12 protein-coding genes are annotated in these 15414 nt (G+C 64.8%); 4 read left to right on the top strand and 8 right to left on the bottom strand.

The window, feature by feature from the left end:
• The 4 genes from ACTJI6_RS18410 to ACTJI6_RS18425 form a co-directional block, all read left to right on the top strand.
• Window positions 1-298, top strand: a 298-nt coding sequence (locus tag ACTJI6_RS18410) for a hypothetical protein (protein WP_440802769.1), incomplete at its 5' end; no start/stop codon positions are given.
• A complete protein-coding gene (locus ACTJI6_RS18415) occupies window positions 213-1736 on the top strand; it encodes a Y-family DNA polymerase (protein WP_440802771.1) in 1524 nt (507 codons plus the stop codon). The genes ACTJI6_RS18410 and ACTJI6_RS18415, both read left to right, overlap by 86 nt.
• The gene (locus tag ACTJI6_RS18420; protein ID WP_440802772.1) at window positions 1733-5017 is read left to right on the top strand and encodes an error-prone DNA polymerase; all 3285 of its coding nucleotides are present in this window, start codon (window positions 1733-1735) and stop codon (window positions 5015-5017) included. The genes ACTJI6_RS18415 and ACTJI6_RS18420 overlap by 4 nt, the downstream gene beginning before the upstream one ends.
• A gap of 358 nt (window positions 5018-5375) precedes the next feature.
• Complete coding sequence (locus ACTJI6_RS18425; protein ID WP_126156125.1) at window positions 5376-6452, top strand: NAD/NADP-dependent octopine/nopaline dehydrogenase family protein; 1077 nt, start codon at window positions 5376-5378, stop codon at window positions 6450-6452.
• Here the strand turns inward: ACTJI6_RS18425 and ACTJI6_RS18430 are convergent.
• The 8 genes from ACTJI6_RS18430 to ACTJI6_RS18465 are packed head-to-tail and all read right to left on the bottom strand — an operon-like array spanning window position 6431 to window position 15327.
• On the bottom strand, window positions 6431-7780 hold the full coding sequence (locus ACTJI6_RS18430; protein ID WP_206437030.1) for an MmgE/PrpD family protein: 1350 nt from the start codon (window positions 7778-7780) through the stop codon (window positions 6431-6433). The two genes, ACTJI6_RS18425 and ACTJI6_RS18430, sit on opposite strands and share 22 nt — an antisense overlap.
• Window positions 7781-9598 carry an ABC transporter ATP-binding protein gene (locus tag ACTJI6_RS18435; RefSeq protein WP_126156126.1) on the bottom strand — a complete coding sequence of 606 codons (1818 nt, stop codon included), beginning with the start codon at window positions 9596-9598 and terminating at the stop codon, window positions 7781-7783.
• A gap of 14 nt (window positions 9599-9612) precedes the next feature.
• The gene (locus tag ACTJI6_RS18440) at window positions 9613-10476 is read right to left on the bottom strand and encodes an ABC transporter permease (RefSeq protein ID WP_101754674.1); all 864 of its coding nucleotides are present in this window, start codon (window positions 10474-10476) and stop codon (window positions 9613-9615) included.
• Complete coding sequence (locus tag ACTJI6_RS18445; protein ID WP_101754673.1) at window positions 10476-11414, bottom strand: ABC transporter permease; 939 nt, start codon at window positions 11412-11414, stop codon at window positions 10476-10478. The genes ACTJI6_RS18440 and ACTJI6_RS18445 overlap by 1 nt, the downstream gene beginning before the upstream one ends.
• Window positions 11411-12532: an NAD(P)/FAD-dependent oxidoreductase gene (locus ACTJI6_RS18450; protein ID WP_101754672.1), complete on the bottom strand. Its 1122-nt coding sequence runs from the start codon at window positions 12530-12532 to the stop codon at window positions 11411-11413. The genes ACTJI6_RS18445 and ACTJI6_RS18450 overlap by 4 nt, the downstream gene beginning before the upstream one ends.
• Window positions 12529-13914 carry an NAD(P)/FAD-dependent oxidoreductase gene (locus ACTJI6_RS18455; RefSeq protein WP_440802774.1) on the bottom strand — a complete coding sequence of 462 codons (1386 nt, stop codon included), beginning with the start codon at window positions 13912-13914 and terminating at the stop codon, window positions 12529-12531. Before ACTJI6_RS18455 ends, ACTJI6_RS18450 begins: the two co-directional genes overlap by 4 nt.
• Window positions 13911-14207 (bottom strand): (2Fe-2S)-binding protein, encoded by a 297-nt coding sequence (locus ACTJI6_RS18460; protein WP_101754670.1) that lies wholly within the window; start codon window positions 14205-14207, stop codon window positions 13911-13913. Before ACTJI6_RS18460 ends, ACTJI6_RS18455 begins: the two co-directional genes overlap by 4 nt.
• Window positions 14188-15327 (bottom strand): NAD(P)/FAD-dependent oxidoreductase, encoded by a 1140-nt coding sequence (locus tag ACTJI6_RS18465; protein WP_126156127.1) that lies wholly within the window; start codon window positions 15325-15327, stop codon window positions 14188-14190. Before ACTJI6_RS18465 ends, ACTJI6_RS18460 begins: the two co-directional genes overlap by 20 nt.
• Between the last annotated feature and the right edge of the window lie 87 nt (window positions 15328-15414).

Here is a 15414-nt window from a genome sequence, read left to right on the forward strand (position 1 = left end):
ATCCGGCACCACCGGCATCGCCCTGCGCCGCTGGCGCAGGTCCGCAGATGCGGCGGATTTCGGGCAGCCCACGGCGGCGATGACCCGCTGGCGGGTCTCGGTCCTGCCCTCGGCCGCCCTGCCGGTCCCCGGTGTCGGTCGCGCCCGTTGGCTGGTGGAACTGATCCGGGCGCGGGCAGGCGAAAGTTTTGACGTGGAACTGGAGGCATGCGATGGCTCGGGTCATCTCGGTCTTCCTGCCGACGTGGCCGGTGGACCGGCTGCGGCGGCAGGCGGGCGACGCGGCGCCTTCGGCTGAGGCGCCGCTGGTCCTGGCGGGCCGGGTCGGCAACCGCCGCCTGGTAACGGCCACCGATGCCGCTGCGCAGCAGTTGGGCCTGCATGTCGGGATGCCGGTCAGCAAGGCCCAGGCCCTGGTGCCGGGCTTGCGAGTCGCGCCTGCCGATCCGGCCGAGGATGCCGCCAGCCTTGAGCGGCTGGCGCTGTGGGTGCTGCAACGGTTTTCGCCCATCGTGGCGGTCGATCCGCCGGACGGGATCGTCATCGACTCGACCGGCGCCGATCACCTGCATGGCGGCGAGGCGGCCATGCTGGAGGCGCTGATCGGTCGGCTGGCGATGTCCGGCGTCACCGCGCGCGCCGCCGTGGCCGATACCTGGGGGGCCGCCCATGCCCTGGCCCGGTATCGGGCCGATCCGGTCTTTTGGGCCGAGCCGGGCAGTGCGGACACCCTGCTGGCCCCCCTGCCCCTCGCCGCGCTGCGCCTGCCGCCCGCGACCGTGGCCGGACTGCGCAGCTTGGGCTTCGTCCGCATCGGCGATCTGCTGGGCCAGCCGCGCGCGCCGCTGACCCGGCGCTTCGGCCCCGAACTCTGCCGAAGACTCGATCAGGCCCTCGGCCATGCCAATGAACCGATCGAACCGCTGCGCCCGGAGGGCCTGGTCGAGGTGCGCCGCAGCTTCGCCGAACCCATTTCCGCCGCCGAGACCATCGCTCGCTATATCGGCAAGCTGGCCGTGCAGCTTTGCGCGGCCCTCGAAGAGCGCGGCCTTGGCGCCCGGCGCCTCGACCTGCTCTGCTGGCGGGTGGACAGTCATATCCAGACGGTTCGCGTCGGCCTCGCCCAGCCGCAGCGCGATCCGAAGCGCCTGACCCGGCTCTTGTGCGACAAGATCGAGACCATCGCGCCTGGCTACGGCATCGAGATCCTGTCGCTGGCCGCCACCATCGCCGAGCCGTTGGCGGCCCGGCAGGCGGCCAGCCGCCTGATCGAGGAACCGGCGGCCGACCTTTCCGGCCTGGTCGATGTGCTGGCCAACCGCGTCGGCGCCCGCGCCGTCTATCGCATGGCCCCGGTAGCCAGCGACGTGCCCGAACGCGCTGTCGCCCGCATCGCCGCCCTGGCCGAGCCTGTCGGCGCCGGCTGGCCGGATCACTGGCCGCGCCCGTCCCGCCTGCTGCCCCGGCCCGAGCCGATCGAGACCATGGCGCTGCTGCCCGACCATCCGCCGGTCTGGATTGCCTGGCGCGGCATACGCCGCCGGGTCCGCCGCGCCGATGGCCCCGAGCGCGTCTTCGGCGAATGGTGGAAGCGCGACGCCGAGCTGATCGCCGTGCGGGACTATTTCCGCATCGAGGATGACGGGGGGGAACGCTTCTGGATCTTCCGGGCGGGCGACGGCGAGAACCTCGGGACCGGCAGCCACCGCTGGTTTTTGCACGGGGTCTTCGGATGACCGGGCCGCGCTATGCCGAATTGCAGGTTACATCGCAGTTCTCGTTCCTGCGCGGCGCCTCCTCGGCCGAGGAGCTGTTTGCCACCGCCGCGCTAATGGGCATCGAGGCGCTTGCCGTCACCGACCGCAATTCCCTGGCCGGGATCGTCCGGGCCTGGGAAGCCGCCAAAACCACCGGCATCCGGCTGATCGTCGGCTGCCGCCTGGATCTCGCTTGCGGCACGGCGCTGCTGGTCTATCCCACCGACCGGGCGGCTTACGCCCGTCTCTGCCGGCTACTGACGCTGGGCAAGTCGCGCGCCGGCAAGGGCAAATGCCATCTGGAGTGGTCTGACCTGGCCGATTACGCTGAGGGGCTGATCGCGGTGTTGGTGCCGGACTTGGCCGACGACACCTGCGCGCTGCGCCTGCGGCGGCTGCGCGATCTGTTCCGGGATCGCGCCTATCTGGCCCTGACCCTGCGTCGCCGCCCGAACGACCAGTTGCGGCTGCACGAGCTGTCCAATCTCGCCGCCCAGCAGGGCGTGCCGACCGTTGTCACCAACGATGTGCTTTATCACGATCCTGCCCGCCGTATCCTCCAGGACGTGGTGACGGCGATCCGCCACACCACCACGGTCGATGCCCTGGGCTTTCGCCGCGAGCGCCATGCTGACCGCTATCTGAAGCCGCCCGAGGAAATGCACCGGCTGTTCAACCGCTATCCCCAGGCTCTGGCGCGGACGGTCGAGATCTTGGACCGCTGCCGGTTCTCCCTGGACGAACTGCGCTATCAATACCCCGAGGAACGCGACGATCCCAGCCTGACCCCGCAACAGACGCTGGCGCGGCTGACGTGGGAGGGTGCCAAGGTCCGCTATTCGAAAGGCGTGCCCCCGGAGGTCACGGCCAGCCTGTCCCATGAACTGTGGCTGATCGAGAAGCTGGACTATGCGCGCTATTTCCTGACGGTCCACAGCATCGTCCGCTTCGCCCGATCCCGCGACATCCTCTGCCAGGGGCGCGGCTCGGCCGCCAATTCTGCCGTCTGCTATGTGCTGGGCATCACCGCCATCGACCCCGGCCGCAACGACCTGCTGTTCGAGCGTTTCGTCAGCGAGGAACGCCGTGAGCCGCCTGACATCGACGTGGATTTCGAGCACGAGCGCCGCGAGGAAGTCATCCAGTGGGTTTACGAGACTTATGGCCGGGACCGCGCCGCGCTGACCGCTACGGTGATCCGCTATCGCTCGAAAGGCGCGCTACGCGATGTCGGCAAGGCGATGGGCCTGCCCGAGGATCTGATCCAGGCGATTTCCGGGCAGATCTGGGCATGGTCCGACGAGGGCGTCAGCGACGAGCAGATCCGCGCGCTGAACCTCAATCCCGAGGATCGCCGGCTGCGGCTGACGCTGGACCTGTCCCGGCAGTTGCAGGGCGCCCCCCGGCACCTGTCGCAGCACCCGGGCGGCTTCGTGCTGACGCAAGACCGCCTCGACGACTTGGTGCCGATCGAGCCGGCCGCCATGGAAGACCGCCAGATCATCGAATGGGACAAGGACGACATTGACGCGCTGCGGTTCATGAAGGTCGATGTGCTGGCGCTCGGCATGCTCACCTGCATGGCCAAGGGGCTGGCGCTAATCGCCGAGCACAAGAGCATCGTCCATGACCTGGCCTCCATCCCGGCGGAAGATCCACGCACCTATGCGATGATTCGCAAGGCCGACACGATCGGCACCTTCCAGATCGAGAGCCGGGCGCAGATGGCAATGCTGCCGCGGCTGAAGCCGCGCACCTATTACGACCTGGTGGTGCAGGTCGCCATCGTCCGGCCCGGCCCGATCCAGGGCGACATGGTTCACCCCTATCTGCGACGACGCGAAGGAAAGGAGCCGGTCGAATATCCGAGGCCGGAGCTGGAAAAGGTGCTGGGCAAAACCCTCGGCGTGCCCTTGTTCCAGGAACAGGCCATGCGCGTGGCGATCGAATGCGCCGGCTTCACGCCGGGCGAGGCCGACCTGCTGCGCAAGAGCATGGCCACCTTCAAGTTCACCGGCGGCGTCTCGGCCTTCAAGGACAAGCTGGTGTCCGGCATGGTCGGGCGCGGCTATGAGGCGGAGTTCGCCGAACGCACTTTCAGGCAGTTGGAGGGTTTCGGCTCCTATGGCTTTCCGGAAAGCCACGCCGCCTCCTTCGCCCTGGTCGCCTATGCCTCGGCCTGGCTGAAGTGCTGGCACCCGGACGCCTTCTGCGCCGCGCTCCTGAACAGCCAGCCGATGGGCTTCTATGCCCCGGCGCAGATCGTCCGCGATGCCCGCGACCATGGCGTCGAGATCAGGCCCGTCTGCATCAACGCCTCCCGCTGGGACTGCACCCTGGAGCCGACCGGCCGGCCGGAAGACGAGGAAGGCCGCTTTGCCGTCCGTCTCGGGCTGCGCATGGTCAAGGGACTCGCCAATGCCCACGGTGCCGCCATCGTCACCGCCCGCGCCGATCAGCCCTTCGCCTCGGTCGAGGATCTGTGGCGCAGGGTCCGCGCGCCGCTGGCGGCGCTGACCCGGATCGCCGAGGCCGACGGCTTCCGCCCGAGCCTCGGCTTCTCCCGCCGCGACTCCCTTTGGGCCATCAAGGGACTAGCCCCCGAGGAACTGCCGCTGTTCGCGGCGGCGTCAGACCGCGAGTGCGAAAGCAACCCCGAGGCAGCCGAACCCGCGATCACATTGCATCCGATGACTCTCGGCCGCGAGGTGGTCGAGGATTACGGCCATACCGGGCTGTCGCTGCGCCGGCATCCGGTGGAATTCCTGCGCGACAGACTGAAGCAGCGCCGTATCGTCACCTGTGCCGATACCATGGCCAGCCGCGACCGGTGCTGGCTGGAGACCGCCGGCCTGGTCCTGGTCCGCCAGCGGCCCGGATCGGCCAAAGGGGTGATGTTCATCACGCTGGAAGACGAGTCCGGCGTCGCCAACCTAGTCATCTGGACCAGGGTCTTCGAGGCGCATCGCCGCACCATCCTCGGCGCAGGGATGATCGCCGTCCGGGGCCGCATTCAGCGCGAGGGCGAGGTGGCGCATCTGGTCGCCCATCAGCTGACCGACCTTTCGCGCGAGCTAGCCGGCGTCGGCCGAGGCGGCACCGCCTTCCCCCTGCCCCACGGGCGTGGCGACGAGTTCCGTCATGGCAGCCCAGCCCCGGATCCGCGCGGGATCGTGCCTGAAGGACCGCGGCCCCGTGACATGTATGTCCGCGACCTGCATCTGGACAGCATCAAGGTGAAGGGGCGGGATTTTCGGTGAAGGGATGCCGCGCGCCGGGGAAAACGACCTGAAGCCGCTAAGGGCGGAAAGCTGCCTGATGGCAGCGCCGCATGGCGCTCGCAGCATCGGACTGAAGCAGCCGTTCGTTCATGGCGCAGCGACAAACGATGATAAGCGACTTGCAGGGCGGGAAGTGGACCAACGGCGGTTCACATTCAGAACGCGTAAAAGCTGATCGCTATGCAGCCCTTTGTCAGGAGCGATAGCGATCTTGCGCTGATCATACTCCGGGGAGGCGCACATAGCTTCTGGTTATATCGAATACGATAATTCGACTTTGTTCAATGCTGCAAACTCTGCTCTGATCACGAAGCAATTCACTGGAGATGGGGCGTTCATGCAGGTATCAATCATTGGCGCCGGTGGCATCGCCTATAGTTATGCAGCCTTCCTAGCCGATCGGGGCCACAACCCGATGCTCTGGTCGCCTAGCGGAAAGCGAGGAACCGAACTGGCTGAAGGCGCACTGTTGAAAGCGAGCAACGCGCTGGAGGGGGTGTTTGACGTCGACGTATTGAGGTCCGCGCAGCAACTCGCTGATGGCGAGGCCCTCATCTTCGCGATCCCCGCTTTTGGCTACCGCGACGTGATGGATCGTATCGCGCCGGTCCTGCGCCCTGATCAGACTATCATTCTCAGCGCGCATCTGTCTTTCGCAGCCCTCTATCTGTCGAAGTTGCTGTCAGCGCGCGGCCTCGATTGCCCCATCGTGGCCTGGAATACTACTGCGTCCACGGGTCGGCAGACCAGCTCGACATCGGTTTCGATCTCGCTACTTCGGCCGAAGGTCGAAATGGCGGTCATTCCACACAGCGCTGGCGAGGAAGCGCTGTCGCTGTGCCGCAACCTGTTCGGGGACCGGTTCTCGCTTGTCGAAGACATGATTGGCGTCGATTTGGGCAATCTCAATCCGTCGGTGCATTACGGAATCGCAATGTTCAATCTAACGCGGATGGAACTGGGGGAAGAATGGGCACAGCAGCCATATATAACTCCTGCCGTTGCGCGTTTTCTAGAGGATCTGGACCGCGAGCGACTGAGGGTCGCCGAAGCCTTCGGCGTTCAAGCGCGCAGCATCCACCAAGCCTATGCCGTGCCCGGCAAGATCGAGATCGGGCCATTGGCCGAGATGCTGCGCCAGATCGTCGCCACGCGCAAGGGGGTGAACGGGCCGACCTCGCTGGACACGCGCTATGTGACCGAAGACGTGCCCTATGGCTTGCTGACGACGGTTCGGCTGGCCGAACTGGCGCAAGTCGATGTGCCGTTGCACCGGGCGGGAATCACGATCTTCTCGTCTCTCTACGGACGGGATTTCGCGGCAGAGAACCAGATCCTGCCCGAGATTGCAGAGGCTTTCGTGTCGATCGAGACCCTGCGGAAGGCCGTCAGTCAGGGATGGACCGCCATCTGATCCAGATTGCAGCCGACGAGATCGCTCAATCCTGTCAACCTGTTTGCGGACAGGTTGACGGCCAGATCGTCCAAGGCCTTGCCAAGCAGCGGCGCACCGAGAGACTCGGAGACCACCTTGGCCTTTTTCCGAAGGTCGCACCAGGTCAGCGGATCGCTGGCCTCGCCGCGCGGCGCCGTTATCGGCGATACGACATCCCGCCCTCGGCTTCTGACCGTGACACGCGCCAGCGTCTCCTGTGGGAAGCGGGCGTCAAATGACGGATTCAGAACCAGAGACACGCGCTGCGCGAGCGTTTCGACAGCATGATCGTTCAGCACATCCTGTCGCAGATGCATCAGCCCATCCTGCCCTCTCACCATGGCGAGGGAAAGGCAATAAGGGATGCTGTATTGCACATCCGTCAGGTTGCTTGGCCGCGCAAGGTTCGAAATCCTTAGCGCGCCACTCGTCGTCTCGACCGTGATCGCGTCGGCGTCGGCCAGATCGTGATCGGCGATCAGTCCCAGCAGGGCATCGAGCGGCGCATGGACGTGACGGCAGCAGGCGTAAAGCTTGTGATAGACATGGTTGATATGCGCATCGCCCCCGAACCGGATCGGATCGGGCAGATCGTAATGGCGGACGCTTTCCAGAATGTTTCTGGGGCCGGTATGGCCGGCTTCGGCCAGCCGCAAGGCGGTCAGTCCGGTCACGACCGACCATGGAATACCCTCCTTGACATCGCTGCCCTCGGGGCTGGGATCGCGTGGCGGCGGCGCACTTGCAAAAAGCTGGTTCGGCGCGGTCTCTCCGGCGATCGCCAGCGCATGTTCCAGAACGGCTGCGGACGTGCCGCACAACGCCCCCGCCGCCGCGACGGCGGCATAGGCGCCCCATGTCCCGGTATTCCCGTAGCTTCGCCTTGCGGCGGCGATGGTGATACCGACTTCGTATCCGATCACGATGGCGGTCAACATCTGTTCCCAAGACGCCTTTTGCGCCTGCCCGATCGGGATCACGGTCGGGATGACCACCGCACCCGGATGGCCGCGCGCCAACCTGTGGCCATCGTCCAGATCCTGCGCCGATGCGGCCGCACTGTTCGCCCATGCCGCGCCCAGTGGTGAACTGGCAACGCCCGAGAACCAGACCGGCACCTCTCCCTGTCCCATCAGCCCGACCGCGCGGCGGACGGCCAGCGGGCCGCGATCCTCGTGTCCCGCCGCGGCGGCCACGATCAGGTCGAAGAGGCAGCGCAGAGCGGCATCACGGGTCTGTCCGCTGATGACGCTGCCCCGCGTCTCGACGATATAGGATGCGATGGAGGCCAGCGCCGATCGTCTCAACTAATGCTCCATGACCAGATGATCGGTCCCGGCCTGACGATATCGTCGCTGCGGGGGCACGTAATCCGCAGCCCTGACCGGACTCGGGACTTCATCGTTGGACAGCGGTTCGCGAATTCTGCGGCGCAAGGGGTCGGGGACCGGCACCGCCGACAGCAGCTTGCGCGTATACGGGTGCTGCGGATTGCCGAAGACCTGTGCGCGCGGCCCTATCTCGACAATCTCGCCCAGATACATCACCGCCACCCGGTGACTGATCCTTTCTACGACCGCCATGTCGTGACTGATGAAAAGATAGGCCAGACCCAATCTCGCTTGCAGATCCAGCATCAGATTCACGATCTGCGCCTTGATCGACACGTCCAGCGCCGAGACGGATTCATCCGCCACGATCAGACGCGGTTCCATCCCCAAGGCGCGGGCGATGCAGATGCGCTGGCGCTGACCACCCGAGAATTCATGGGGATAGCGCCCCGCCACCGATGCCGGCAGGCCGACTTGCTCGAGCAATGCGGCAACCCGATTCCGCGCGGTTTGCCGATCCGCCAGACCATGCACAAGCAGCGGTTCGGCAATCGCGGCGCCGATCGTCTGGCGTGGATCCAAGCTGGCAAAAGGATCCTGGAAGATCATCTGCATCCGGCACCGCTCGGCCTGCAATTGGGCCTTGGTCAGCGACGACAGCGACTGCCCGGCGATCAAGACATCGCCCGAACTGGGTTTTTCAAGATGTAGAATGGACCGCCCGGTCGTCGATTTTCCACAGCCGCTTTCACCGACCAAAGCCAGTGTCTCGCCTGCGCGCAGATCGAACGAGACATTCTCGACCGCATGGACGCGCCCACGAATACCTCGAAAGATGCCACCTCTGATGTCAAATCTTGTGGTCAGGTTCTGGACCTGCAACAGCGGTTCTTCGTCGCGTCGCACGGTTTCGATCTCGGGTATCGGCGGCGTGATCGCCTTGCCGCTTTCGTCCATTTCGGGAAACGGCGTCGGGCGATCCGACCCGCCCATCGCGCCCAGTCTTGGCACCGCGAACAGCAGCGTGCGGGTATAGGGATGCTGCGGTCTGGCGAAGATATCGCGGCAATCGCCGGTTTCGACCACGTCGCCGCGCCGCATCACCAATGCGCGGTCGGCGATTTCGGCGACCACGCCCATGTCATGCGTGATGAACAGGACGCCCATCTTCTCCTCGTCCTGCAGTTCCTTGATGAGTTGCAGGATCTGGGCTTGGATTGTCACATCCAGCGCCGTCGTCGGTTCGTCCGCAATCAGAAGCTTGGGCCGGCAGGCAAGCGCGATGGCGATCATCACACGCTGGCGCATCCCGCCCGAGAACTGGTGCGGAAATTCGTCCATCCGTCGCTTGGCCGAGGGGATTCGAACCCGGTCCAACAGGGCCAAGGCCTCCGCCCGCGCGGCGCGGCCACCCATGGACCGGTGGATTGAGAGCGATTCCGCGATCTGATCGCCCACCTTCATGGTCGGGTTGAGCGAGGTCATCGGTTCCTGGAAGATCATCGCGATCCTGTTGCCGCGAATATCGGCCATCGCGTTCTCGTCCAGTTTGGTCAGATCCCTGCCGTCGAACCGGATATTGCCCTGCGCGATCCGGGCGCCCGGTGGCAGAAGCCGCAGGATCGACAAGGCCGTCACCGATTTTCCCGACCCGGATTCCCCGACGACGGCCAGCGTTTCATTCGCATGTATCTGCATCGATAGATCGTGGACGGCAGCCTGCCATCCATCGCCGCTGCGGAACTCGGTCCGCAGGTTCTGCACATCAAGGATCGGAGAGGTTTCAGTGTTCATCGCAGGTATCCCACTCATTCCGCGCGGGTTTTCGGATCGATCGCATCGCGCAAGGCGTCGCCGAGGATGTTGAGGGCCAAAACCGTCAACAGGATCGCAAGACTGGGAAAGAGGACAAGCCACCAGGAATCCAGGATGTTCTCGAATCCCTCGCGGATCATGCTGCCCCAGGTCGGCGTGGGCGGCGGCACGCCAAGCCCGATGAAGCTGAGCGAAGCCTCGGTCCGGATGGCGCTGGCCATCCACATCGATCCCATCACGACGACTTCGGAAACCATGTTGGGGAAAATGTGAAGACCCATGAGCCGTGGATTGGAATATCCCATCGCCCGGCCCGCTTCGATGAAGTCACGCTGCTTCAGGGCGATTGTCGGCGCGCGGGCGACCCGTGCGAAGGGCGCAATCTCGGTGATGGCGATGGCGATCACGAGGTTCTCGAAACTGGCGCCCAGCATCGCGGCGATCATCAGACCCAGAAGAAGGGTCGGAAAGGACAGCATGACATCGAGGAAGCTCATCACCACACGGTCGAAGACGCCACCGATAAAGCCCGACAGAATGCCGATGGCCGATCCTACCACCATCGCGATCAGGATCGCGACGAAGCCCACGACCAGCGACACCCGTGCGCCATAGATCAACCGCGACAGCACATCCCGCCCATAGGTGTCGGTGCCCAGCCAGAATTCGGCGGAAGGCGGTTGCAGACGGTTGACGATATGCTGTTCCAGCGGATCGTAGGGGGCCAGAAGCGGGGCGAACACTGCCGCGCAGACGATCACGGCCAACAGGGCCAGCCCGACCCAGGACAGACGGTTGCGGCGAAACGCCAGCCACAGGGCGTTCTGGCGGACGGGAATATCGGATGTGATGGACATCAGTTGTATTTCACCCTCGGGTCGACCAGCCCGTAGGCAATGTCAGTCAGCATGTTCACAAGGATCACGAAGGTCGCGAAGACGACCATCAGACCCTGCAGCAAGGTGTAATCGCGGGCATTCAGCGCCCCCAGGATCAATCGGCCTAGCCCCGGCCGCGAAAAGACGATCTCGGTCAGGACAGAGTTTCCGATCAGCGTTCCGAAATAGAGGCCGACGACGGTCACCACCGGGATCAGCGCGTTGCGCAGCGCATGGCGCCGGATCAGCGGGCCGGGGCGCACGCCCTTGGCGCGGGCCGTGCGGATGTAATCCTCGTTCAGCACGCCCAGCATGGAAGATCGCGTGACCCGCGTGATATAGGCCGTCATGATAAGGCCCAGGTTCAAGGCGGGCAGCGCGAGGTTGCGAATGTGATCCCCTGCCCCGCTGCCACCGCTGCTGATGACGGGGAACCAGCGCAGATGGACGGCAAAGGCCAGAAGCAGCAGGATGCCCGAGACGAAAGCCGGGAAGGATAGCCCGACAAGCGACAGAACCCTGCTGAAATAGTCCGGCCACAGGTTCCGATGCAGAGCGGCATAGGTTCCCAAGGGGATGCCGAACAGCGCGCCGATCACAAGTGCCGCTGCCGTCAGCTCCAGGGTATAGGGCAGGACGATCGCCACTTCTTGCAGGACGCTGCGCCCCGTCGATAGCGAGTGTCCGAAATCGCCGGTGATCGCCTTGGCCAGGAAATCGACATATTGGATGTGGATCGGTTGATCCAGTCCAAGCTGCGCCCGCATCGCGGCCAGGGATTCGGCGCTGGCCTGATCGCCCAGGATCGCGATGGCGGCGTCCCCCGGCACCAGCCGGACCAGCACGAAGACGACGGTCAGCATCAGCAGCAAGGTCGGAATCGCCAGCAGGGCGCGTCGGATCACGTATTGGGTCATGCCACGGCTCCTTTGATTGTCAGTCGATCTGCATCGAATGGACGCAGAACCTCGGGCACGACACCTGTCGTCACCATCTCGGCCATCGCCGCCCCTGCGGCCGGCACGAGCTGGAAACCGTGACCCGAGAATCCGAAGATATGAAAAAGACCTTCGGTCTTGCCCGGACAGATGACGGGCAGAAGATCCTGCGTCTTGCCCTCGATCCCCGACCAACAGCGGGTGATCCGGGCTCCGGCGACCGAAGGCATCAATTCTTCTGCGGCCGCGGCTCCTCTGGCCAAGGCGTGGAAATCCATGGCGGTGCGCCCGCTATCCAGATCATATCGCCCCTGTATTCCCCCGCCCAGAACAAGGGTGCCCTGCGAGGATTGCTTGAATGACAGCGACCGGCCGATGATGCTGACGACCGGGCGGATCGTCTGGGTCAGCCGTTCCGTCACCATCATCATCGAGGCCTTGGCCAACAGGGGGATCGTCTCGCCCGCCATCGCAGCAACGCGGGAACCCCAGGCGCCTGCGGCATTGACGGCCTTTGACGCAACGAACGTGCCGGCTTGCGTCCGGACCGTCCAACCGCCGCCCGTGCGATTCAGTCCCTGGACCGGCGCCCCTTCCACGATGGTCACGCCGGCACGCCGGGCCGCTGCGCGGAATGCGACCAGAGTGCGATGAGGATCCGCCGCACCGTCATCCGCTGCATAGGCGGCACCGATGAATTTGGGATTGATGCCCGGAACCAGTCGGCGCAACTGATCCTGGCCGATGAGCGCCTCATTGGAATATCCGTTATCTCTCAGGCGCGAAATGCGCTGCCTCTCGGCACCCATCTGGTCATCGGTTTCAGCAACCCTGAGCTGGCCATGGGCATGAAACCCGCAGTCGTCGTCCACCAAGTCGGCGATCCGGTGCCACATGTCCATCGCGATTGTCGAAAGCGGCATTTCAAGCGGGTTTCGCCCCAGGGTGCGCACACCGGCCGCGGATGCGCCAGAGGCGTGGCGTCCAACGAACTCGCCTTCCAGAACGGTGACATCGGCCCCGCCTCTGGCAAGATGCAAGGCTGCGGACAGACCGTGCAGGCCGCCGCCGATGACGATGACGTCAGGGCTGCTCATGGTGCCTCGCGCCCCTCTTCAAGGGCAGCGAGTTCTCCCAGCGTCACAGGCTTCAACGGCGGACGGATTCGGAAGAAGCCGGTTTCCGCGCGGCTTTGATTGTATTCCTCGGACAGGATCCGGTTCACGCTGTAGCCGCATTGGCGACCTTGGCATGGACCCATTCCGCATCGGGTATAGGCCTTGACCTGGTTCGGGCCGCCGCGGTGCAGCTTGGCGGCGGCGCGAATTTCACCGGCCGTCAGTTCCTCGCACCGGCAAATGACTGTCTCATCAGGGATATCCGCATCGGGCGGCGGGTAAAGCGCGTCGATCACCGGGCGTGATGCCATCTTTTGCGCCAAGGTCGCGCGTGTCTCGCGAAGCCGCTGATCCAGCGATCCCACGCCCAGGCGCTGCGCAATGCCCAAGGCGGCAATCCGCCCTCGCGCCTCGGCGGCAAGCGCCCCGACGATACCGGCACCGTCCCCGGCCAGATAGAGGCCATCCACGCTGGTCATGCCCATGTCATCGGTTCGCGGGATGAAGCAGCCTTGGCCCTCGGACCAGTCATGATCGCAATTCATCGCCAGCGTGGCATGGATCGACGGCACGACTCCTTCGTGCAGAAGCAGCAGCGATGCCGGCTTCCTGTGGGATTTTCCGTCGGACGTGGTATAGGATACGGTTTCGACCCGATCCTGCCCGATCGCCCGAAGATCGCGGACCCCGCGCAACCACGGGAAGCCTGCCGCCCGCAATTGCCGCATCCACTTCAACCCCTTGATGAGGTCGCCTCGCCCGCGAAAGGCAGCCATCGCATGGGGGGCAACCCTGCCCACCTGCCCGCGTGGCGTCGTGTCCAGATAACCTGCAATCTTGCCGCCCAAGGCCAGCAACTGCCGCATGTAAAGCAGCGGCAGCGGCCCGGAACCGGCGATCCAGACAGGCTCATCCGGGATCTGGGCCGAGGTTTTCAGCAGGATCTGTGCGGCGCCGACCGTCATCACGCCGGGCAGCGTCCAACCGGGGATCGGAACCGGCCGTTCTTGCGCCCCGGTCGCCAGCAGGACGGCGCGATACCTGCGCGAGAAGGCGGCGTTGCCCTGCGACATGAAGACCTGAAAGCCCGGCTCTAGGTGCCACAGGCGTGTGCCGGGCATGTAATCGACACCGGACGCGCGGAACCGCGCGATCCTGTCCGCGCCCTGCGCATAGTCCGGACCCAGAGCCTGCCGCACCGCGTCCGATCGCGCGCCTTCGCCGGCCCGCCAAATCTGACCTCCGGGCGTCGTCTGTTCGTCGATGACCAAGGGGGCCAGCCCCAGTTCGGCCATCTGCACTGCAGCCGCCATGCCTGCCGGTCCCGCGCCGACGATCAGGATGTCGTGGTGGGCCGTCATGGCGCGATCCTTAGCTTGCCTTTGGCACGCTCGATCCGCATTCCGGGGCGCGCCTCGACCAGACAGGTCTGCACCGACGTTTCGTCATCCACCGTCGCAAGGCAATCGAAACAAACGCCCATCAGGCAAAACGGCGCACGTGGCGTTTCCTTGACCGGCGTGTGCCGGGCGATATGCGGCGTCGTGCGAAGCAGGATTGCAGCTACCGTGTCGCCGGGACGGGCCACGGTCTCGACGCCGTCGATATGGACATGGAAAGAAGGATCACCGGGATCAGCAAGCTGTCTGAACATTAAAGCGCCTATGGTGGAAAGGTTCGTAGGTTTCGGGAAGTGTGCCCGATGCGACATGGTCGGCCAGTTCCTTCGCGTGAACCGCGGCCAGGGTAACGCCCGAATGGCAGCTGGCGATGAAGATGCCGGGATGATCGGGCGATTGCGCATAAACGGGATGGCCATCCGGGGTCATGATCCGAAGGCCCGACCAATGCCGCACCAACTGCACCTTGGCCAGAGCCGGGGCAATCTCGACGGTCTTGCGGGACAGCCAAGCCGAGGCCCGCGTGGTCGAAGACACGTCCGTGCCGACTTCCTCTTTCGTCGCACCGATCATGATCGTGCCCTCGGCCGTCTGCCTCAGGCCGCTGCACGGAAGGGGAAGAACAGGCGCAAGTCGTTGCGTGACCAAAACCTGGCCGCGTTGAGCGCGGATGGGCACATCCAGCCCGACCTGACGGCCCAGCCGACCGCTTGCGATCCCTGCGGCGATCACGACGCGCCCTGCCCGCCATTCCCTCGTCCCGATCCGGACTGCGTAACCCCCGGCTTCTGGACGGATTTCGCGAACTTCGCTATTTCCTCTGACGTCGCCACCCTGGCGCACGATCGCCTTGTGCAGGGCGGAAAGCAGTTGAAGCGGGTTCACATGCCCGTCCCGCTTGCCGAAGCTGGCCCCGCTGACGCGGTTGCCAAGCCGCAGATCCGGTAAAAGTTTCTGGACTTCGTCGCGGCTCAGCATCTCGACATCCGGATCGCCGGCCTCGGGGTTCAGTGACAGATGTTCATCATGCAATCGATCGATCAGGGCCTTGCGCTGCGCGAAGCCGTCATCACCCATGCAGAAGGCAAGCCCGCCCTTGCGTTCATAATCGATCTGCGTGCCCTCGGCGTTCTCGCGCAGTTCCTGAAGGAATTCGGGCCAGATATCGGTGCTGCGCTTGGTCAGATCCTGATAGGCGGGCATTCCCTTGCCCTTGCCCTGCCCCCAGATCAGACCGAAATTCGCCCGTGCCGCCCTGAAATCCGTATCCGCGCCGTCCAGCACGAGAACACGCAGCCCCCGCAGCCCAAGGCCATAACCGATGGCGGCACCGACGGTGCCCGCTCCGATCACGATCGCATCGAATTCCGCCATGTCGCCTCCTGTGAAGTGTTGTCACGTTAGACCAGGCGGCGTTATCGTAACAAAGTCCAATTGACACCTTTGGTATTCCATCAGGTT

Source organism: Paracoccus sp. 22332 (genome assembly GCF_052045125.1).
Lineage (GTDB): Bacteria > Pseudomonadota > Alphaproteobacteria > Rhodobacterales > Rhodobacteraceae > Paracoccus > Paracoccus haematequi_A.

Coding starts and splice junctions, on each gene's coding strand:
- ACTJI6_RS18415 (WP_440802771.1), top strand. CDS start 213: ATGGCTCGGGTCATCTCGGTCTTCCTGCCGACGTGGCCGGTGGACCGG.
- ACTJI6_RS18435 (WP_126156126.1), bottom strand. CDS start 9,598: ATGAACACTGAAACCTCTCCGATCCTTGATGTGCAGAACCTGCGGACC.
- ACTJI6_RS18460 (WP_101754670.1), bottom strand. CDS start 14,207: ATGTTCAGACAGCTTGCTGATCCCGGTGATCCTTCTTTCCATGTCCAT.
- ACTJI6_RS18440 (WP_101754674.1), bottom strand. CDS start 10,476: ATGTCCATCACATCCGATATTCCCGTCCGCCAGAACGCCCTGTGGCTG.
- ACTJI6_RS18420 (WP_440802772.1), top strand. CDS start 1,733: ATGACCGGGCCGCGCTATGCCGAATTGCAGGTTACATCGCAGTTCTCG.
- ACTJI6_RS18425 (WP_126156125.1), top strand. CDS start 5,376: ATGCAGGTATCAATCATTGGCGCCGGTGGCATCGCCTATAGTTATGCA.
- ACTJI6_RS18445 (WP_101754673.1), bottom strand. CDS start 11,414: ATGACCCAATACGTGATCCGACGCGCCCTGCTGGCGATTCCGACCTTG.
- ACTJI6_RS18455 (WP_440802774.1), bottom strand. CDS start 13,914: ATGACGGCCCACCACGACATCCTGATCGTCGGCGCGGGACCGGCAGGC.
- ACTJI6_RS18450 (WP_101754672.1), bottom strand. CDS start 12,532: ATGAGCAGCCCTGACGTCATCGTCATCGGCGGCGGCCTGCACGGTCTG.
- ACTJI6_RS18465 (WP_126156127.1), bottom strand. CDS start 15,327: ATGGCGGAATTCGATGCGATCGTGATCGGAGCGGGCACCGTCGGTGCC.